A 20,826-nucleotide genomic window follows, 5' to 3' on the forward strand; every position below is an offset into this window, starting at 1 on the left:
AAACTCTCCTCCCGTTTACTGCTATATTTGCGGACCAATATCGTATGGCGTTTCCTGATATACATAGTAATTGAGCCAATTAGTAAATAATAAGTTTGCATGCGCCCGCCATATGGACGGAGGCGTCCTTGTTGGATCATTATTCGGGTAATAGTTGCGCGGCAGTTCGATGTCCATGCCCTTGGCAACGTCCCGGTCATACTCCCACTTTAGAGAGTCCGCATCATACTCGGAATGCCCTGTGGCAAAAATCTGCTTTCCATCCCGGCTTGATACCAAATAAATGCCTGCTTCCTCGGACTCGGACAGGATGACCAGATCGTCAATGCCTGTAATGTCTTCGCGCCGAACTTCCGTATGACGGGAATGCGGAACAAAGAACATTTCGTCAAATCCGCGGAGCAGCTTGGTACATGTTTCATTGATCGTATGTGGAAATACGCCGAAGCATTTTTCCTCGAGGCTGTATTTCGGCACGCCGTAATGATAATAAAGTCCGGCTTGCGATGCCCAGCAGATATGGAGCGTGGAGGTCACATGCGTCTTGGTCCATTCAAAAATTTCAGTAAGCTCATCCCAGTAATTCACTTCTTCAAACTCCAACTGCTCGACCGGAGCTCCTGTAATGATCATGCCGTCAAAACGACGGTTCTTCACTTCTTCAAAGGTTTTGTAAAATGATTTCAGATGCTCAGCCGACGTATTCTTCGAAACGTGCGAACTCGGGTGAAGAAGGACAACATCCACCTGGAGCGGGGAGTTACCGATCAATCGCAGCAGTTGGGTCTCCGTCGTTTCCTTGGTAGGCATCAGGTTCAAAATAGCGATCCGCAATGGGCGGATATCCTGATGAAATGCGTGACTCTCATCCATGACAAAAATGTTTTCTCCAGCCAGAACTTCCTTTGCCGGCAAGGCATCCGGAATTTTAATTGGCATCGTGGCTCACTCCTTCGAAATATGAAATGATACATCCATAAAAAAGCTGTGAGAAAGAGCGTTAGACTGTATAAACGCAAGAAGACCTTTCTCAAAGTAGAGAAAGGTCATCATATACGTATCACAATGCGCCTCTCTCATCTGTCAGACTATACAACGGCTTCGAAGAAGCGTCGTATCTCCTGCAAGAATTAGCACCGTGCGATGTTGCCGCCGGTTGCCGGGTTTCATAGGGCTAGTCCCTCCACCTGCTCTTGATAAGATTTCGCTTTATTCAGTTGTCTTAAATTGTTCGTAATTGATACTTACTTTAAATCATTCCCAATTTTTCGTCAAGAACCTTTTCATAAAGTCCGTCACACTTCACCGAAGGTTTCCATACCCTGTACCGTGGCCCCTGGCTGGACCGGATTTCAACTTGAAAGGTCCTACACCCGGCGTTATACTAGACAAGTGCTGTTTAAAACCGAGTATGAAAGAGGTGACATGGAAGATGGACGGTGACCCGAGCCAGAAACTGGATGCACAAGACGCACAACCGCATAGGATTAAGATCAGCTTACCGGCAGAGGGCGGCGTTATTTTTCATGCGCTTTTTATCGTATTCTAACCTTCCTTGATTATGCCCGTATACCGGTGGGCTGATATCCTGTGCCTTTACTGCTTAACCAAGCAGCTTGAATTTGACAAAGGAGTGATATCAGATGAAAATCCGGTTGGTCGATTCGGGCGTATTTACCCCTGTTGATGACATCGAAATGACGCTGACACCTCCGGCCAGCGGCTTCTACTGGCTGGATGCGGATGTGGATGATTTAGCGGAACTGCAGCCCCTCTTCTCCCTGCATGATCTTGCGGTTGAGGATTGCCTCAGTGAAGAGGAGCAGCGTCCCAAAATTGAAATATACGAGAACCACTATTTTATCGTCGTGAACAGCATCCGGTTTGACGACGAAGAGATTTTCCTTCGGGCATTGAATGTTTTCCTGGGCAGACATTTTATTATTACGGTGACCAAGCAAAAGATCCACGAGCTGCGCACCGTTAAACCGCTTCTCTGGGAGGATGAAGTCAGCACGCCTGACCGCTTCCTCTATCTCTTGATCGACCTTGTGACGGACAACTATTTCTCCGTCGGGGACCGCATCGAGGCGCGGATTGAAAAGCTGGAGGAAGACATTCTGATGCATACCAAAAAATCCCACCTCAGCGAGATCATCGGTCTGCGAAGCGAGATTCTTTGGTTGAAAAAGGTGCTTGGACCGCAGAAGGAAGTTATCAATACACTTAACAAAAAAGATCTCCGGCTGATCGATGACCAGCTGCAAAAATATTTCAGCGATATCTATGAAAATGCCGTGAAAATTTCCGAAACATTCGAAACCTACCGGGATCTCATGGGGAACCTTCGAGAGGCTTACCAATCCAGTATCGCCAATCGGGCCAATGAAATCATGCGCGTGTTTACCGCCATTACAACGATCTTCATTCCACTGACGCTGATTACAGGCATCTACGGCATGAACTTTGACAATATGCCTGAGCTTCACTGGGAATATTCTTATTATGTAGTTATAGGCGTCATGATTTCTGCCGGTGCTCTCATGTTTTATCTGTTCCGTAAGAAAGACTGGATATGAAGCTCTCGAAACCATCAGGACGGATCTCCCTGCCGCAAGGGAATCCGTCCTGTTTTCATTACCTGGAATTAGCCTGCGTTCGCTTTACCAGGTTCTTCCCGCCGAAAGCGAATCCTGATCAGGCGCAGCCGCTCATACAGCTTCTCCGTTCCGCCAATCTCTTCTACCTCTCCATTGTGGGCTTGTCCTTCTCCATATACCCGTTGTAATACGGGTTTAAGAAATGTATCGCCCAGCTCTTCAAAAGCCTTCCATACCGTCGCCTGCTCTGTAGCCGTCATCGTGTTCAGCTCAACCTCCAGCAGCTGCTCCGTATCATAACCTTCCTTCTCAAGGCCCTCCAATTCCTCAACCAAATCTCGACGAGATAACGAAGTGCGTTCTTCCAGCTCGGTCAGCGAAGCTCCCTCAGCTATGCCAAGCAGCATCGTACGGCGAATTCGGAAGCGGTCCAGCTCTTGCTTATATCGCTGCTCCTTCTGCTTATAAAGCCAGGACAAGAACACCTCTTCCTGCAGCTGCTTATCAACCCAATCCAGTGGAAAGGTTGTGGTTCGCTCGATTCCTGACGTGATCTCCAGCCACTCCGCCCCATGCTCTGAAGACTTGCTGATTCCGATTCCCGGAAGCTGCAGCAGCTCTTCCTCGTTCTGGGGGATGAAGGCGCTAATCATGCGCAGCACCCGATTGCTGGCAATGAAATAAGGTGCTTTTCTTCCGGAAGCCGCCTTTCTCCTGCGCCAGGCACACAGCTCCGTGTACAGCTCCTCCGAGCCATACAGCTCACTGTAGCACTGCAGCTTCTGCACCCCAAGATTCTTGCCTCCAGTCTCTCCCGGTTCGTGGAATACCCCCTCCACAAGCGGCCGGAACCCCTCTCCAAGCTTCTTCGCTAATTGATGTCGATACACGCATAATAACTCATTCCATGAATTCCCTTCATACCACTCATCATCGGATACTTCACCGTCCGGTTCCATGTTCCGCCAGCCGAGCCGCCATCCTCCCTCTTCCTCACCGATCCATACTTGAGCAGAACGGAGGTGACCTGACTCATCCGCTCCGCTCATCTGATTCATGAATACAATTTGCATCCCTCGAATACCTCCCGTTTAGCATTCAGCACAACGATGGAACAACGCAAAAAAGCACCTCTCCTCCGCCGCAGCGACAAAGAAAGGTGCTTCCCGTTCCATACGTTATACTGTTGAATTCATAATACCATAATCTGTAATAAAGTCAAACTCATTTTGGCTCACTCTATATAACAAATAAAGTTAAGCTTGAACGCTCTTGGCCTCATCTACTGCAAGCTTGGCCAACGCCAATGCACCGCAGAGACCCGCATTATCGCCGAGCATCGGCGGAACGATGAACTGATCAATCCCGTCATGAAGGCTTGGATGCTGTACATATCCGGCCAGCAGCTCCTGAAGCTTCGTGCGGATCAGCGGGAACAGCTGCTCCTGCTTCATAACGCCTCCGCCCATCACGATTCGCTGAGGGGACAGAATGAGGACATAATTCATCAGCGCTTGTGCCAGATAATAAGCCTCCATCTCCCAAGCCGGATGATCCGGCGTCAATTCCACACCGGGAACTCCCCAACGTTTGCCAAGAGACGGTCCGGCTGCAAGCCCCTCCAGACAATCTGCATGATAAGGACAGGTCCCTTCATACCGGTCTTCCGGATGGCGGCGCACATAAATATGCCCCATCTCCGGATGAGACAATCCGTGGATCAATTCACCAGCTACCACGGCGCCTGCTCCTACTCCCGTTCCAATGGTGATATACAGACAGCTATCCAGTCCCTGGGCAGCGCCCCATGTATATTCTCCAAGAGCTGCTCCGTTTACATCGGTATCAAACCCAATCGGAACATTAAAACGCTCTTCCAATGCTTTGACAATATTGTAATTGCTCCAATGCGGCTTTGGTGTCGTTGTAATGCAGCCATAAGTCGGGCTGCCCTTCACCGGATCAATCGGCCCGAAAGAACCGACTCCGATCGACTCTATATCCTTATCAGCAAAAAAGTTAAAGACATTTGCCATGGTTTCTTCAGGGGTTGTTGTCGGGAAGCTCACTCGCTCCACAACCGTTCCATCCTCCATACCCACGCCGCAAACGAACTTGGTTCCTCCTGCTTCAATTGCTCCAAGTAAACTCATGCTTCTTCCATCCTCTCCACGATGTGCTGTGCCTTGTTCTCTATATAGTTGCTAACAAGCTCTATTCGAAGCATATGTAAACATGGTGCTCCCGTCAAGTCTGCCCGCCTCTTTCTCTGCTTCTGCCCGTTCCTGACGCGGCCAGTAACAGCCATGAGAACAAAATAATGACCGCCGTCCACGCCCACGCCAGCCCGCTCTCGCCATTGCTTACCGCAACGTAAATCGCCGTGGGCAGCGTTTGCGTAACGCCCGGTATATTGCCTGCAACCATCCAGGTTGCCCCAAATTCCCCTAAACCTCTGGCAAAGGCCAGTATGAACGCCGAAATTCCCGCCCTGCGAACAAGCGGCAGCGTAATCCAGCGAAGGACCTGCCATTCGCCGGCCCCGGCCGATCGCGCCGAATCCTCAAGCTCCGGGTCCACAGACTCAAAGCCCACCCGCATGCTCTGATACACAAGCGGAAACGAGACCACGATAGCCGCTATGACCGCGGCTCCCCAACTAAAAATGATGGGTCTGGCAAACAGCCATTCGGCAGCTGAACCTATCCAGCTGTTTCTGCCCAGCATGACAAGCAGAAGAAAGCCAACCACCGTAGGCGGAAGCACGAGCGGAAGCATCAGCAGCGTTTCTACCGCCGTCTTGCCGACAAACGAGCGCCGGGACATCCAGCGTGCTGCTGCTGCTCCCAGTATAAATGCAATGATGCTGGACAGCAGTGATGTTTTTATCGACAGCCATACCGGCATCCAGAACATTTCGGTCGTGGTCACGGCGATGCCTCCGCTACCTCAAATCCAGCCTCCGTGAAGATATCCCTGATCTCAGGCTTCCGCATAAATTCGAGAAGAGCCTCAGCCTCCTGCGGATGCTTGGCATTACCGGGAACCGCTGCAGGATATTCGATCGGTTGGTGCTTGTCCGGATCGACCTCAAGCGCAAGCGTTGCCTTGGCGGAACTCTTCAGATCGGTTTTGTACACAAAACCGGCGTCTGCATTCCCCGACTCTACATAAGCCAGAACTTGCGTCACGTCCTTGGCATACACCGCCTTGGATTCGACATCATCCCAAAGGCCTTCATTCTGAAGAGCCTCCTTGGCATATTCTCCGGCCGGTACAGTATCCGGCTGCCCAATGGCCACAACGCGCACCTCGGGTTTTAATAGATCCGGTAAATGCTTCACGTTCTGTTTGCCGACAGGCTCAATCAGCACCAATGCATTTCGAAACATCAACTGAACCGCATCGGATTGCACGATCCCCTTCTCGACCAATCGATCCATCGGCTCGGTTGCTGCGGATATAAACAAATCTACGGGCGCCCCTTGCTCAAGCTGCTGTCCAAGAGAGCCCGAACCGCCGAAATTATAACGCAGCGTAATATTTGGAAATTCCGCTTCAAATCGTCGTCCGGTCTCTTCCAGACTGGATTTGAGGCTTGCTGCTGCCGAAACCATAACTTCCACCTTCTTCTCGGCCCCTGAGGGCTGTTTAGAGGTATCGGTTGAAGGAGTCTGGACGGAGGCACATGCCGATATAAGAAGCAGCAATGTCCCGAGCAGTAGACCGGTCAAAATTGATTTTCTTCCGAAATTAAACCGTCTCCGCATGACTAGGAAACCACCGCCACACCAAAAAGATGACCGAGGCTCTTCATCTCAAGCTCCTCCAGTTTGGTTAATGCACGTTCGTGATCCACGCTTAAGCGGCACAGATCCAATTCGCACTCCATGGGAACCTCGCAATGGATTTCGGCCAAAGCCCGGGACAGGTGCAGCATCTCCAAATCCGCCTCGATCTTGGTGCGGACCCCTTTGGTCAGTGAATCAAGATTCGCAAGAATGCCTTCCACGGATTCATACTCCTGAATCAGCTTGACTGCCGTTTTCTCGCCAATCCCGCGTACGCCCGGATAATTATCGCTCGTATCTCCCATCAGGCCTTTCACATCGATAACCTGTCTTGGAGAAAGTCCTTTTTCGGCATATAACGTTTCCGGGGTATAGTGCATATAATTGCCGTGTCCCTTTTTCATAATGATGACGGAAGTCGAATCATTCACGAGCTGAAGCAGATCATGGTCCCCCGACAGGATCATGACATTCATGCTATCCCCGTACCGTTTGGCCAGCGTGCCGATGCAATCATCGGCCTCATAGCCCACGACGCCCAGGTTCGGAATTCCCAGACATTCCGTCACATCGCGTACCAACGAAAACTGCGGAACCAGATCATCCGGTGCTTCCGGACGATTGCCTTTATACGACGCAAACTGCTCTGTACGAAATGTTTTTGATCCCATATCCCAGCAGCACGCCACATGGGTAGGCTGAAATTTATCGATAGCATCCCACATATAGCGCAGGAAGCCGTAAATCGCGTTGGTCGGTACACCCGCTTTGGTTCGACGGATATAGCCGCTTGACGCGGTTGCATAGTAAGCACGAAATAATAAAGCCATCCCGTCTACAAGCATTAAGGATGGTTGTTGATTGGGTATCACAGTCATGATCGCTCCTAACTTTAACTTCTCTGATATAACCTTAAATATACCTTGTCATTATACCATATCCCTATATAGTCTTGGGCTTGTCATAAGGTATTTCTTTGAATTTCCTATCATTGGCTGTTCATAAGAAAAACGTCTATCGACGTACTTTCTCAGTTGACAGACCGCATTTAGCGGAAGTTTTTCTTGCGAGATAAGGATGCTAAGCCTCGGATGTTTATACTTTCTTTTCTCTTAAGAAAAACGTCTATCGACGTACTTTCTCAGTAGACAGACCGCATTTTGCGGAAGTTTTTCTTGCGAGATAAGGATGCTAAGCCTCGGACGTTTATACTTTCTTATCTCTTAAGAAAAACGTCTATCGACGTACTTTCTCAGTAGACAGACCGCATTTTGCGGAAGTTTTTCTTGCGAGATAAGGATGCTAAGCCTCGGATGTTTATACTTTCTTATCTCTTAAAACAAAAGAGCATCCCGGCGCTCGAAAGACCTTGGGATGCTCTACCTTCTTCAGCAGGAGAATGTGTATACACTGGATCCATTCTACTTCTGCCATGACTCCTGATATTGTTCCGCCTTAAAGCCGACGGTCACTTTACTGCCGTCCGTCACGATCGGACGCTTAATTAATCTGCCGTTGGACGACAACAGTTCGATCTTCTCCTCATCGGAGAGCCCAGGCAGCTTGTCCTTCAGATTCATTTCCTTGTAGACCTCGCCACTCGTATTGAAAAATTTCTTAAGTTCCAGGCCGCTCTTGGCGATAAGGTCGGCTAGTTCTTCCTTTTGTGGCGGTTGTTCAAAAATATTTTGAAGTTCCAGCTCATGTCCTTCGTTTTGCAGCCATTTGACCGCGTTGCGGCATGTCCCGCATTTCGGATATTGATATACTTTCAGTTTGCTCATTCGATACGTTCTCCTTCTAGTGTTGTTTTGAACCTACTTAAGTCGCCTCTTCCGCGAGCATGTTTCTCAGTGCGTTCATATCCTCAGGAAGCGGGGCTGTGAATGTCATCGTGCTCCCCTCAATCGGGTGGATCAGCTTCAGGCTCGCTGCATGCAGCGCCTGCCGGCCCATATAGCGGTCCAGCCTCATGATCGTTTCGGCTTCCAGATCTGCTGGACCGGCAGCCAAGTCCGAAGCCGCCTCCGCTCCGTCTGATCGTAACTCCCGATCGCCGTAAACCGGATGCCTATACATCTGATCTCCAATCAATGGACAACCGATGCTAAGCATATGCACCCGAATTTGATGGGTACGACCCGTTTCCAGCTTTAATTCGACCAAGGATCCGGAAGGGTAAGCTTCGCATACCTTATACCGCGTAAGCGAAGGGTATCCTTCGGGAGTTACGATGCGGCGGTGGGGCTCTAACGGGTCCCGATCAATCGGACCGTCAATATCGCCTGAGGGCAAAGCAGGCTTGCCATGAACAAATGCTACATACCTCTTGTCAACGGTGCCGGCTATCATTTGTTCGGAGACATGCTGGTGAATATATGCATTCTTCGCAATCACCAACACGCCGGAAGTCTCCTGGTCCAGCCTGTGAACCGCTCTGAACCGGTAGTTCCAGCCCTTCTCCTGCCAATAGTGAACGACGCCGTTCGCCAGCGTGTCTGTATAATGCCCGTGCGTCGGATGGACAATGATCCCCGCAGGCTTGTTCAGGACAAGCAAATGTTCATCCTCGTACAGAATATGAAGGTTCATCGGCTGGGGCAGCATATCGTCCGATCGTTCCTGCTCCATCCGGATTTCGATCAGATCTCCGGCATGCACGTTAACGCTAATGTATACACGGGTCCCGTTCAGCATGATGCCCTGCTCAGTCAACTTGAGGCGAGACAGCAGCTTACGGGATACTCCCATCCGTTTTTGCAAAATGGTCTTAAGCAGCATGCCGTCTTCCTGTGGGGACACGACATAACTGATAGGCGGATAATACAAACTCATGAATTACCGAAACACCTTTCCGCTTCGCTCATATTCGACATCCGGAATCCCGGCGTGCACATTGGCTGCCCGTGCAGTCACAAAGAAATAGTCGGACAATCGGTTCAAATACCGGCGGACCTCCGGATTGATTTCCGTGGTTCGCTGCAGCGAAACGGTCAACCGCTCGGCTCGGCGGCATACGGTCCGACATACATGAAGCAGCGAAGACAACGCACTTCCGCCAGGCAAGATGAAACGCTCAAGCGGAGGGTTCTTCTCCTCGAAAGCATCCAGCCATACCTCCAGATTGTCCACAAGCTCGGCGCTTACCTTGAGTTTACCCTCTCGAGGCCTCGCATAGGCCAGATCCGAGCCGCAATCGAACAGTTCATGCTGGATTCGAACGAGCTGAAGGTGCAGCTCCTCAAAGTCGGCTTCCTTGGCCAAAAACACGGCCTGACCGACAAAGCTGTTCAATTCATCAATCGTGCCATACGCTTCTATCCGCGGGTCATCCTTGGGCACACGACCGCCAATAATTGAAGTTTCCCCTGCATCTCCCGTTCTCGTATATACCTTCATCACAATATCCTCCATTTCATCGTCCGATCCTTATTCAATAACACCATATTTCTTAAGATTATAGAATTTATAGTTTCAGCGAAGCTGAGCAATTCTATAATCGCAAGAAAAACTTCCTTTAACCGCGGTCTGTCTTCTGAGAAAGTACGTCGATCGACGTTTTTCTTAATATGCTCAACTATAGCATAATTTCGAATCAGGGTCCCTCTGCGCCGGAATAAGCCCAGGCCCATCATGATTCCGGGACGGTTTTTTACATCAGAGGGAATCATTTAAACGCAAACAAGGCTGATCCGTAAGGCATCTAGCCCCAGGAACAGCCTTGTATTATTCAATCAGATCGTATTTTATAGTTTCTTTTTGGGATGGGCCTTCATATATTCGTTAATCTTCAAGTCCAGCAAACTGCTGATCTCGATGACAATCTCTGATGTGAAGGACTGCTCTTCCAAAAAAATTTGTTCCATCTTTCGGCGAAGCATGTGAATTTCGTCTTCCAAGGTAATTTCCTGAGGAGTGGATTTGGCTGATTTAATTGACCATTTACCGTGATTATTGTCTTCAGCCGTATAGTCACCACGGTAGTTTGACAATTCATAATCACAAAACACTGGTGATCCCTCCTTGGAAAGTAAAATTCTGCCCCCAAAATAAAATTATAACATATATTTTGCCAATGGAAAGTAATTTTTTTGTTAATTCAAGGAAAAAGTTCAACGATTTCCTTGCCTACTTTATTTTTTCCACAAAATTGCCCATTCTCTCCAAGGCCTCATTCAGTTGGGCAATGGATGTAGCATATGAGCAGCGAATGAATCCTTCCCCGCCAAGACCGAATGCGGTGCCCGGTACGGCAGCCACTTTCGCCTCGGTCAGCAAGCGCTGGGCAAATTCATCCGAGCCAAGTCCCGTTCGCTTGATGCTCGGGAACGCGTAGAACGCTCCCTGTGGCTCGTGGCAATCCAAACCGATCTCGCGCAGCCCTTGAACCACGAGCCTGCGCCGCTGGTTATAGGATTCAACCATTCGGTCCTTTTCCCCCATGCCGTTACGCAATGCTTCGAGCGCGGCGACTTGCCCCATTGCGGGTGCACACATAACCGTATACTGGTGGATTTTCAGCATGGCGCCAATCAGATCCGAATGAGCACACACATACCCCATACGCCAACCAGTCATAGCAAAAGCCTTCGAGAAGCCGCTTACCAGAATGGTGCGGTCCATCATGCCTGGCATCGAGGCAAAGCTGACGTGCTTGCCTTCATACGTGAGCTCAGCATAGATTTCATCGGAGATCACAATCAGATCGTGTTTTTCCACTACTTCCGCAATGGGCAGCCAATCCTCATAGGTCATGATCGCTCCTGTTGGATTGCTTGGGTAACACAGGATCAGAATCTTTGATTTGGGGGTGATTTGCGCTTCGAGCGCCTCGGCGGTCAGTTTGAAATGATGCTCTGCCGTCGTTTCAATACCAACGGGCACCCCGCCACCGATTGAAGCAATCGGCGAGTAAGAAATGTAACACGGCTCGGGGATCAGAATTTCATCTCCGGGAACAATCAAGGCACGCAGCGCCAGATCAATCGCTTCACTGCCGCCTACGGTTACGATCATTTCATTGGCAGGATTATAGGTCACGTGGAAACTGTCGTTCAAATATTCCGCGATCGCCTCCCGAAGTTCAGGCATACCGGCATTGGACGTATATCCTGTAAACCCGCGCTCCAATGAATATACGCAGGCTTCTCGTACATGCCACGGCGTTACGAAATCAGGCTCACCGACACCAAGTGTGATAATATCCTTATTTCCACTGACGAGATCAAAAAACTTCCGGATTCCAGAGGGTTGAATGTCCCTGACCCTGGGCGCCAAATAGGAGCTCATCGATTTCCTGTTATTTTCTGCAAGCTGCTGTTCGTTCACAATCATAGCACACGCTTCCTTTACGGCGAGATCAGGAGACGATTGTCTTCTTGACGTTCTTCAAAAATAATCCCGTCTTGTTTATATTTTTTCAAAATAAAATTCGTTTTGGTCGATAATACAGAATCGATAGGTGACAGCTTCTCCGAAACAAAGTTGGCCACCTCACGCAAGTTTCCGCCTTCCACTTCAACCAGCAAGTCGTAGGCGCCAGACATAAGATAGACGGACTTCACCTGCGGGAATAAATAAATCCGTTCCGCAATTCCTTCAAAGCCTCTTCCGCGCTCAGGTGTAATTTGAACCTCGATCAGCGCCGTAACCTTCTCGTCTTCCACCTTGCCCCAGTTGACTACGGTCGCATACTTAACAATGACGTGATCTCGTTCAAGCTCCGCAATGGAGGTCTTTACTTCTTCCTCATCTACACCGAGTAGAGTAGAGAGCAGAGCCGGCGATCTTCTCGCGTCTTCTTTCAGCAGGTCAAGCACCTTCAGTTTCAATTCGCTAAGCTCTTCCATATACGTATCCTCCAGCACTTATTCCGAATATCCGTTCTTATAGCATGATATATCGGAACAGAGATTAATACTTATATTACAATAACTTACACGGGATGTGCAAAAAAAAATACCGATGCATGCCGGCAGCAACGGCTGCGGGGGTCATCGGCTCATAGATTGAGTTCACCATGGGATCATTGGGTTACATTATTAGAAGAAGGCGCTACATTGGTGGCATGCGGCGCCACATTCGGGTGATGCGCGAACGCGCCCATGCTGGAAGTTTTTTGATTAATGGTTTCCCGAGTTTTTTGCAGCGACTGCTGCGCTTGCTTATACTGCTTGTCCACATCGTATTTCAATGCATGCCGAGGGGCGGTATACATGTTCTGCTGCTTCATCATATTAAAAAACTCGCCTTGCAGCCTCAGTGTATCCGCGGTCAGATCCGTAAACATTTGACGCACCTCAGGGCAAGAGGCTTCCGTCGTGGCTGTCGTATACTCTCGAACGGCACGTTTCAGCTCTCCCAGAATAGGGCTAAGCATATCCTCTTCGGGCAGGTATGAGGATCCATTAGGGGTTACCATAAGTCGTTCCTCCTTAACAATTTTGCTTCCTGGTCTATACATCTCCTCTTATTGAGGCTGCGTCGGCGCGATATTGCTGTGAATTTGCAGAGCATTCACCAAGGTGTCCAGATGCTGCTCATGGCGTTTTACGAATCCCAGCAGCGCCTGCTGGATAGCTGGATTCTGACTGGCTGCTGCTGTCGCGGCACAATGCTTGGCCAGCATGGTTTCGTTGGAGATGCAATCCGCAATATAGTCCAGTTCTTTTGAGGTTAGAGGCTGTAATTGCTGATTAGGTGTCATCTTTGTGTTTGTTCCCCTTTCCATTTAGGTTGCACAGGAGCTAGTATGCCACCTATATAAAAATCTATGTCGTGAGATGTCATTAAAAACGAAAGGAACGTCCAAACTAATAACGATGTGACAATGAGGGGGTGAGGGACATTTTACTGACCGGCGGAATAACGCCCTGGAAATATTTAAACACTGAACCTGTAAAAAAATACCCCGGTCTATCAGAACAGCTCAGCTGTGATGTACTCATAGTCGGCGGCGGTATAAGCGGCGCGCTGATGGCCTACGTGCTGACCATGCAAGGCGTGGACACCGTCCTACTGGAGAAAAAACGCATGTGCGAAGGCAGCACATCCGCTAATTCGGGGCTGTTGCAATTTTCTAACGACTGCCCTCTATCTGATCTGATCCAACAATTTGGTGAACAACGGGCTTCCTCCTTCTACATGATGTGCAGACATGCGGTACGCCGGATCACCGAAATCGCAAATCATCTGTCCAGGGATTCCGGCCTGATCACGCGAAGCAGCCTCTACTATGCCAGTACCCCCCAAGATGTCGGCATGATTCGGCACGAGTATGACCTGCTCAAACGGAAGGGCTTCGATGTGGAATACTGGGGCCGCGAGCATGTGAGGGCTAACTTCCCGTTCTCAAAAGAAGCGGCCATCTATGCCCGCGGCGATGCCGAAGTCGATCCCTACCGTTTCGGGCATAATCTTCTCCAGGATGCCTGCGAGCATGGGCTGCGAGTTTACGAAAATAGCGGAGTGAAGGAAACCCGGTATACACACAGCGATGTCACCGTCTTAACCGATCAAGGAAGCGTTCTGGCCAGGAACATCATCTGGGCCACCGGGTATAGCACCCAAGAATGGAAGCCTGATTATCAAGCGGAGCTGCTCAATACCTATGCCATCCTGACGGAGCCGGTATCCGATCTGTCTTCATGGTATGAGCGCGCATTCATATGGGAAACAAATCGCCCTTATCTCTATTTCCGGACAACGCCGGATCAGCGAATCATAGCCGGAGGGCTGGATGAGCCGCTGCCTCCTTCTGGCAAACCAGAGGAGTACGCTGAACCAAGAAGCCGGAGATTGTTAAATGAAATTCATCAGTTGTTCCCCCATATGACGGATTTGAAGATCGCTTGCAGTTGGGCCGGCGTATTTGCCACAACCAAAGACGGCATCCCGCTGATCGGCAGGCACCCGAAATATCCGCACAGCTACTTTATCGAGGTGTATGGCGGAAACGGGACCGTATACAGCATGATTGCTGCGGATCTGCTGGGCGAGACGATAGCAGGACGTGAGCCCGAAGAACTGAAATGGTTCTCCCTGACACGGCCAATGGACCTTAAGATGTCATAAAATAATAGAAGGTATCTCCAAGCAGGCCATGCAGCCCTGGAGATACCTTCTTTGCGTGTACGGATTGCGCTATGACGCAGTCGTTCAGCAAACCGTTTGTTTGACTATCGGATTCTTTTGACCCGAGAGATGTCATTAGGCTTTAGGTGACTTGACCTTTGGAAGGGAACAGCTTTCGTATAAACAGCCACGATCCGATAGGGGACGCCCCCAGGAACAACAGCAGCAATGTCACCGTTAACGTGTCCTGTCTAAATGACAGGACAAGAATGAACACAAGCAGGCCCGTAATTCGGCCTATAGTTAAACTGAGCTCCCGCAGCACGACCAGTTCCACCCGCTTCTCCACGTTTTCCTGATTTACTCCCATAAGATCAAAGCTGGCGGATATAGCCGGCATCATGTACAGCGGAATGAACAGCGACGTCCCGATTCCCAGCACCAGCAGCGTCGTATAGTTAACGGCAAACAGCAGCGGTAAAATGACCAGCAGCATCAATATGGAACCTACCAGCATGCCGGTTTTACGGAATTTGGGCTTGAACCACTTCCCGCAGGCCCAGTAGCTGACCAGCGAAACCGCCGAAGTAATCAATGCAAACTGCCCCAGCTTCGACTCCTGATCCGTTGCCACAAAAACAAGGAGTGTAATAAGGAAGGAAAACACACCTTCCCTGATTCCCTGAACGGCCAAGCCGAATACCGCGTATTTCCATACGCCGCCCTCCTTGAGCCGGCTCAACCCCTCCAGCCAATGATAGCCGCTCTGAACCGGCCGTTTTCGCAGAAAAAAGCTCAGCACCACCGTCACGGCGAAGATGACCATCGATACGGTAAAAATAAACCGGTAGCCTTGATCCCCATGCATCATCGTGATGATCCAGCCCGCCAGCCACGGACCGATAATGCCCGTGATGGAGCCCAGAAGTCCGATCCAGCCATTAAACCAGTCCCGATTCTCCGCGCTCGAAACCTCAAAATAGACCACATTAAAGGCTAACCAGAATAATCCTAATGACACGCCGAACAGCAAGCCGAGCGGCCAAATATAATGGACGGCGTCCCGCCCTGCCCACAGAACGCATAAATAAAACAGGCCAGACACCGCAATTCCCAGGCGAAGCGCATTCATTTTGTTATGCTCCTTCACCCATTTGCCGGCGGCCCAGAACGTCAAGCCCAATGCCACCTGCTGTGCAATCGTGAACCAACCGAGCATCGTATAATCCTGGCGGCTTTTCCATAGGTATACGTTGAGGAACGTACCCGACAATGCACTCGATAAGATAAACAACCCATGAACTGATAACAGAAGTATAGCCTGGGGGTCCTTTGTCAACTTCATATACAGTTCCTCCCTCGCCCTCACACTTGAAGTCCAAGGTATTTTACCCCTCTAATCCCCACTTCATGAACAAAAAAAAGGAAACCGCCGACAGCAGTTTCCTTAAGTTCGCGCGGATCGGCACACAGCGCCTTTCCGTAAACGCTATTCCTTTTTATGGATAAAGCTCTTGATCATCCGAAGCCGGTCATTCTCTGCCAGATTATACTGTACATGGAAGCATCCAGGGCACACATATACGTTTAAATCATATGGCGGCTGCAGGATCGGACCTTGAATCAAGGCTGCGTTAACCGGCTGGAAGCCTTCCCCGCTCACGTGCTGCGTTCCGGCATGAAGCATATACTCCCGGCAATGCAAGCACTCGGGAACTTCCTCTTGCTGGTCCAGAATCCCCTCTACGGTCTCCTCAAATGCAAATAGGTCGTGATCCTCCCCGTACTTATCCACGGTTCGAAGCGAGGACAGCGATTCATGGTCGGACCCCCAAATACGTTGAAGATCACCTGCTTCCTCATCGGAAGCCTCATAATCCTCTTCATATTCCTCCGGATCGTCCTGTGTTTCCTCGTCATCCAATGCGATATTCAATGTGCGGTAGCCTTTCAGCTCGTTCGCACAATGAGGACAAGTATCTTCGGGACCTATCTCTTCATCCCACACAATCTCACTTTGGCACCATGGGCAAACCGTCGGTTCCATCGATCATTCATCCCTTTCTTATTCAAACGGCCATGGATGGCCCTGTTCACTTTATTTTTATTGAGACATCAAGTATACAATACCCGCCACAAAAAAAATCAAGGCGGCCGCAAACAATATCCGCGGTAAATATTTCATCGTCCTTTTCCTCCCGAAGCCCTTAAATGATGCTCGCTCCAATAATGTAAGATAAAGATACGGTGATAAGAAGTACGATCAAGCCCACTGCTCGGTTATCCTTGCCAATCTCTTCATCGACCGAAAACACGGGCGTCAAGAACTCAAGCAACCAATAAGCCAATAAAAGCAGTATAAACCCGAAGAACGACCATTTAATCATGCCATAAATGGACGTATTCGCCGTTATGCTGTACCGCATCACGTTACCGATGCCAAAGATCTTCCCGCCGGTCGCCATGGCCGCCGCGATGTTTCCTTTGCGTATTTCATCCCAGCAATTGTACTTGGTAACCAATTCAAAGCAATACAAGTAAACAATAAGTGCAAGTATCGCAACCGAGAAATAGCCGACGAGCACCCCGAGTGGATGGGCCAGCAAATGATCAATCGCTTCCGTCATTACCTTATTTCCTCCCTGATATAAACGGGATGCGGCACCTTTCGCATCCCGTCGTTCTGAACCTTATGATGATATGTTATACGATTGAAGGAGAAAACGGTTCCTGATTTCTTTCCTTACTTCAGCTCGGCAATGGTAACGCCATTGCCGCCTTCACCGTAATTACCTAAACGATGACTCTTAACATGCTTGTGCTTGCGCAAATAATCCTGAATTCCGGTTCGCAAGATCCCGGTGCCTTTGCCATGAATGATGTAAATCTGACCCAAGTTCCCCAGAAATGCCTCATCAATGAACCGATCCACCTCAATCAGCGCTTCTTCCAGATTCGCGCCTCTTAAATCCAGCTCGTTCCGGATGTTGGTATCGCGAGTCCGTTTCAAGACGGTCGCATGCTGTTTCGGCGCCTGTTTAGCGTTTGCTGTCGGATTCGACAGCAGCTCCAAATCATCCAGCGATACCTTCATCTTCATGATGCCGAGCTGAACAACCGCTTCTTTCGAGCCGGCCATTTCCACGACGTGCCCTTTCTGATTCAGGCTATATACCCGAACCTCGTCACCAGGCTCAATGCTGCGCTGCTGCTGCGCTGAACGCTGGCCAGCCGTCTTCTTGCCTTGCTGCGGTTCGGCATCATCCAAACGCTTTCTGGCAGCAATCAGCTTATGCTCCTTAACGGAAGCCCCTTCTTCTTGGGCTATCTTGCGCAAATCCGCGATGATTTCCTCGGCCTCACTCCGAGCCTTGTCCACGATCTGTCTCGCCTCGGCACGAGCTTTATCAACCAGCTTGTCCTTCTGCTCTTCCAGCTTCTGAAGCTCGTGCTGGTGACGAAGACGCAGGTCCTCCATTTCCTTCCGAACCTGCTCCGCCTTCTCACGCTCAACTTCCGCGGTGTGACGGTTCTCTTCGAGGGATGCAATCATATGCTCCACCCGTTGATCCTCTTCCTTGACTTCGCCACGGGCAAATTCCAGAATGGATCCCGGCAATCCCAAACGTTCTGCAATGGCAAACGCATTACTGCGTCCAGGTACGCCTACCAGAAGCCGGTAGGTCGGGCTTAGGGTATTGATATCGAACTCCATGCTGGCGTTAATCACGCCTTTGCGTTCATATGCATAAGCCTTCAATTCAGAATAGTGCGTCGTCGCAATCATGCGGCAGCCCATGCGGTGGATATGCTCCAGGATGGAAATCGCCAGAGCTGAACCCTCCGCAGGGTCGGTCCCTGCTCCAACCTCATCAAGCAGCACGAGACTCTTTGGCGTCATCTGGCTCAATATTCGGATGATGTTCGTCATATGGCTGGAGAAGGTACTGAGGCTCTGCTCAATGCTTTGCTCATCACCAATGTCCGCGTAGATCGCATCAAACACGCACATCTGGCTGCCTTCTTCGGCTGGAATAAAGAGTCCGGACATCGCCATCAGGTTTAATAACCCGATCGTTTTGAGCGTAACCGTCTTACCGCCGGTATTCGGACCCGTGACGATGATGGATGTATAGGAATTGCCCAATTCCACATCAAGCGGCACAACCTGATCCGCCGGAATCAGCGGATGTCGGCCTTTACGCAGCTTAATATAGCCTCTGTCATTCATTCTTGGCAGTGAAGCCTTCATGACATGGGCCAAACGAGCCTTGGCAAAAATAAAGTCGAGCTGGCCGATCAGATCCAAGTCAATGGACAGCAGCTCAGCCTGTTCGCCGACCTGGGCGGTCAGCTTCTGCAAAATCACTTCGATCTCCCGCTCTTCCCGCATTCGCGTCTCGCGCAGCTTGTTGTTCATGGCTACGATGGATTCCGGCTCAATAAACAGCGTCGCGCCTGACCCGGACTGGTCGTGCACGATACCGCCAAAATGCGAGCGATATTCCGCTTTAACGGGGATGACAAAACGGTCGCCGCGTATTGTAATTAACTGGTCCTGCAGCATCTTCGCCACGGATTGCGATCGAATCATGGACTCCAGTTTCTCGCGAATGCGAACTTCTCCGCCCCTCAGCTCCCGCCGGATCTGGGAAAGCTCGGCGCTTGCGGAGTCAAGGACCTCAGCAGCATCATCAATACACAGCCGAATGGCGTCTTCCAGGGGCTTTTGCTCCGAAATAAGATCACTCAGATTATAGAGGATCTCAATCTTCTCGTCCTCATGAATCGCCGCAATAAACCGCTTGATTCGGCGTGATCCATGAATCGTATTCGACGTAGCCAGCAATTCATGGGGACTGAGCGTCCCTCCGATTCTGGCCCGCTTCAAAGCATCATTGATATCGGTAATCCCGCGGAAAGACGGATTGCCCTTGAGCCTGTCTACGGTGTAGGCCTGATCGGTAGCCGCAAGCAGATCCTTTACAGCCTCCAGGTCGGTTTCAGGCATTAACTTTTCAGCTCTAGCACTTCCCATGGAGGTTTGCGTGTATTTTGTTAATGTATTTAAAATTTTCCGGTATTCTAAAGTTTGCAAAATCTTGTCATTCAAGAAGTTCACAACTCCTCTCAATCAATGCATATATTATATCGAAAGTGATGGGAATTCGCCAAGGAATCCAAAATCCTTCCACACATAACCGACGGTCCTATTGAACAAAATAAATTCTGCGTAACATTCCAGTCTTATTCTAAGGAGGCAGGTACCATGCAATTTCTCGGGCACGTTGTTCGATTTATCGTTGCCGCGCTCGTTCTTATGGTTGTCGGATGGATTGTCCCCCAATTCACCGTCGGCGGATTCGGAAGCGCCCTGTTGCTTGCACTCGTTATCGCCCTGATTGGTTGGGCTATTGAGGGCATCTTCGGCAAAAAAGTCACGCCTTTTGGACGTGGCATCGTGGGCTTCCTAGTGAGCGCACTCGTGATTTACCTTGCCCAATTCATCGTTGGAGGCGTTAGCGTCTCCGTATTGGGCGCCTTGCTTGCTGCACTGGTCATCGGGATCATCGATCTGTTCATTCCGATTTCCACCCCTTTTGAAGCAGGCAAAACCCGCAAATAGAAGAACGCCGCTTCTGTTAGAGGATTCCTCTGGAGCCCTCTTCCTGAACGAACCGATCGGGAGCTGCATTACTCCACATTAACCCTCTGTTGCAATTTGCGCAGGGGGTTTTCATTTTGGGCAAAGCTCCATTCTTTTATTTCCTTCTTCCCCTATATTATAAAGGAAATCCATATCATCGTTTGAAACCGTTCACGTTCACCAATTTTTCATAACACATATGTGCATCCACTCTTTTTCTGAGCTATCATAAAGATTGGAAATTATATTTCACAATTATTTCATAGTCAGGAGAGGTTATAGTGAAAAAAGGCATAGCTTTACTTGTTTCATGTATGCTCCTTTTTGTATTGGCTGCCTGCGGCGGAGACCAGAAAGAGTCCCAAGGAGGTTCCGGGATCTCGGATACTGGCGTAGCACCGGAAGCTGAACTCGTCATTAAGGGCACCAATTTTCAATTCGACCAAGAGGAATATCGACTCAAGAAAGGTGTGCCCGTCAAGATCACTTACGAGAACGAAGACGGCAACCACGGCGTTATGATTCCTGCACTTGGCCTGCAACTGGACCGTAAAAACAACTCCACTGTCGTTACGCCGGATGAAGCGGGAGAATTCGAAGTTTCGTGTTCCATTATGTGTGGAGCGGGTCACAGCAAAATGATCTCCAAACTTATCGTCGAAGAATAGTAGATCTGCTCACGAAAATAAACCTCCGGATCGCCAGAGTATCCTCT

At 49.8% G+C, this 20,826-nt stretch carries 22 protein-coding genes and 1 riboswitch; of the genes, 4 read left to right on the forward strand and 18 right to left on the reverse strand.

What is annotated here, in order from left to right; translation table 11 throughout:
* Positions 1-21 precede the first annotated feature (21 nt).
* Positions 22-939, reverse strand: a complete 918-nt coding sequence (gene metA / locus MKY82_RS27010) for a homoserine O-succinyltransferase (RefSeq protein WP_071222710.1) — start codon at positions 937-939, stop codon at positions 22-24.
* A 134-nt stretch (positions 940-1,073) separates the two neighbouring features.
* Positions 1,074-1,203: riboswitch (SAM riboswitch) on the reverse strand.
* Positions 1,204-1,643: 440 nt separating this feature from the next.
* Between metA and corA the strand changes: the two genes are divergently transcribed.
* Positions 1,644-2,579 carry a magnesium/cobalt transporter CorA gene (gene corA / locus MKY82_RS27015; RefSeq protein ID WP_113057622.1) on the forward strand — a complete coding sequence of 312 codons (936 nt, stop codon included), beginning with the start codon at positions 1,644-1,646 and terminating at the stop codon, positions 2,577-2,579.
* A 68-nt stretch (positions 2,580-2,647) separates the two neighbouring features.
* Here corA and MKY82_RS27020 read toward each other — a convergent pair whose 3' ends face one another.
* From MKY82_RS27020 to MKY82_RS27080, 13 genes are all read right to left on the reverse strand, one after another.
* Positions 2,648-3,673 (reverse strand): HRDC domain-containing protein, encoded by a 1,026-nt coding sequence (locus tag MKY82_RS27020; RefSeq protein ID WP_339219479.1) that lies wholly within the window; start codon positions 3,671-3,673, stop codon positions 2,648-2,650.
* A 183-nt stretch (positions 3,674-3,856) separates the two neighbouring features.
* Entirely contained in the window at positions 3,857-4,753 is an 897-nt protein-coding gene (locus MKY82_RS27025; protein ID WP_216530599.1) for an ROK family protein, read from the reverse strand.
* Between the two features lie 94 nt (positions 4,754-4,847).
* Entirely contained in the window at positions 4,848-5,531 is a 684-nt protein-coding gene (gene modB, locus MKY82_RS27030) for a molybdate ABC transporter permease subunit (protein ID WP_233355066.1), read from the reverse strand.
* Positions 5,528-6,370, reverse strand: coding sequence for a molybdate ABC transporter substrate-binding protein (gene modA / locus MKY82_RS27035; RefSeq protein WP_339219484.1), 843 nt, complete (start codon positions 6,368-6,370; stop codon positions 5,528-5,530). The genes modB and modA overlap by 4 nt, the downstream gene beginning before the upstream one ends.
* Positions 6,371-6,372: 2 nt before the next feature.
* Positions 6,373-7,269, reverse strand: a complete 897-nt coding sequence (locus tag MKY82_RS27040; RefSeq protein WP_339219486.1) for a 5'-3' exonuclease H3TH domain-containing protein — start codon at positions 7,267-7,269, stop codon at positions 6,373-6,375.
* 543 nt (positions 7,270-7,812) lie between these two features.
* Positions 7,813-8,175 (reverse strand): arsenate reductase family protein, encoded by a 363-nt coding sequence (locus MKY82_RS27045; protein ID WP_071222700.1) that lies wholly within the window; start codon positions 8,173-8,175, stop codon positions 7,813-7,815.
* A 37-nt stretch (positions 8,176-8,212) separates the two neighbouring features.
* The gene (locus tag MKY82_RS27050) at positions 8,213-9,226 is read right to left on the reverse strand and encodes an RluA family pseudouridine synthase (RefSeq protein ID WP_339219489.1); all 1,014 of its coding nucleotides are present in this window, start codon (positions 9,224-9,226) and stop codon (positions 8,213-8,215) included.
* 3 nt (positions 9,227-9,229) lie between these two features.
* Positions 9,230-9,790, reverse strand: coding sequence for a cob(I)yrinic acid a,c-diamide adenosyltransferase (locus MKY82_RS27055; protein WP_220684057.1), 561 nt, complete (start codon positions 9,788-9,790; stop codon positions 9,230-9,232).
* A gap of 347 nt (positions 9,791-10,137) precedes the next feature.
* On the reverse strand, positions 10,138-10,401 hold the full coding sequence (locus MKY82_RS27060; protein WP_009590300.1) for an aspartyl-phosphate phosphatase Spo0E family protein: 264 nt from the start codon (positions 10,399-10,401) through the stop codon (positions 10,138-10,140).
* Between the two features lie 118 nt (positions 10,402-10,519).
* Positions 10,520-11,725 carry an aminotransferase class I/II-fold pyridoxal phosphate-dependent enzyme gene (locus MKY82_RS27065; RefSeq protein ID WP_071222694.1) on the reverse strand — a complete coding sequence of 402 codons (1,206 nt, stop codon included), beginning with the start codon at positions 11,723-11,725 and terminating at the stop codon, positions 10,520-10,522.
* Positions 11,726-11,739: 14 nt separating this feature from the next.
* Entirely contained in the window at positions 11,740-12,240 is a 501-nt protein-coding gene (locus tag MKY82_RS27070) for an Lrp/AsnC family transcriptional regulator (RefSeq protein WP_071222693.1), read from the reverse strand.
* Positions 12,241-12,416: 176 nt separating this feature from the next.
* The gene (locus tag MKY82_RS27075) at positions 12,417-12,812 is read right to left on the reverse strand and encodes a spore coat protein (protein ID WP_339219495.1); all 396 of its coding nucleotides are present in this window, start codon (positions 12,810-12,812) and stop codon (positions 12,417-12,419) included.
* 48 nt (positions 12,813-12,860) lie between these two features.
* Positions 12,861-13,097 (reverse strand): hypothetical protein, encoded by a 237-nt coding sequence (locus MKY82_RS27080; protein WP_071222691.1) that lies wholly within the window; start codon positions 13,095-13,097, stop codon positions 12,861-12,863.
* Between the two features lie 131 nt (positions 13,098-13,228).
* Between MKY82_RS27080 and MKY82_RS27085 the strand changes: the two genes are divergently transcribed.
* Positions 13,229-14,464 (forward strand): FAD-binding oxidoreductase, encoded by a 1,236-nt coding sequence (locus MKY82_RS27085; RefSeq protein ID WP_339219497.1) that lies wholly within the window; start codon positions 13,229-13,231, stop codon positions 14,462-14,464.
* A gap of 142 nt (positions 14,465-14,606) precedes the next feature.
* Here MKY82_RS27085 and MKY82_RS27090 read toward each other — a convergent pair whose 3' ends face one another.
* From MKY82_RS27090 to MKY82_RS27105, 4 genes are all read right to left on the reverse strand, one after another.
* A complete protein-coding gene (locus MKY82_RS27090) occupies positions 14,607-15,809 on the reverse strand; it encodes an MFS transporter (RefSeq protein WP_339219499.1) in 1,203 nt (400 codons plus the stop codon).
* A 144-nt stretch (positions 15,810-15,953) separates the two neighbouring features.
* Positions 15,954-16,511 carry a hypothetical protein gene (locus tag MKY82_RS27095; protein WP_220684055.1) on the reverse strand — a complete coding sequence of 186 codons (558 nt, stop codon included), beginning with the start codon at positions 16,509-16,511 and terminating at the stop codon, positions 15,954-15,956.
* A gap of 160 nt (positions 16,512-16,671) precedes the next feature.
* Positions 16,672-17,091, reverse strand: coding sequence for a DUF350 domain-containing protein (locus tag MKY82_RS27100; protein ID WP_194544320.1), 420 nt, complete (start codon positions 17,089-17,091; stop codon positions 16,672-16,674).
* Between the two features lie 116 nt (positions 17,092-17,207).
* Complete coding sequence (locus MKY82_RS27105) at positions 17,208-19,577, reverse strand: endonuclease MutS2 (RefSeq protein ID WP_339219501.1); 2,370 nt, start codon at positions 19,575-19,577, stop codon at positions 17,208-17,210.
* A 156-nt stretch (positions 19,578-19,733) separates the two neighbouring features.
* On the opposite strand from MKY82_RS27105, the gene MKY82_RS27110 reads away from it, so the two are divergent.
* Positions 19,734-20,090, forward strand: coding sequence for a phage holin family protein (locus MKY82_RS27110; RefSeq protein ID WP_071222686.1), 357 nt, complete (start codon positions 19,734-19,736; stop codon positions 20,088-20,090).
* A 302-nt stretch (positions 20,091-20,392) separates the two neighbouring features.
* A complete protein-coding gene (locus tag MKY82_RS27115; RefSeq protein ID WP_216530609.1) occupies positions 20,393-20,779 on the forward strand; it encodes a cytochrome C oxidase subunit II in 387 nt (128 codons plus the stop codon).
* Positions 20,780-20,826 lie beyond the last annotated feature (47 nt).

The sequence above is a fragment of the Paenibacillus sp. FSL W7-1279 genome (assembly GCF_037969845.1).
In the GTDB taxonomy this organism is placed as follows: Bacteria; Bacillota; Bacilli; order Paenibacillales; family Paenibacillaceae; genus Paenibacillus_AQ.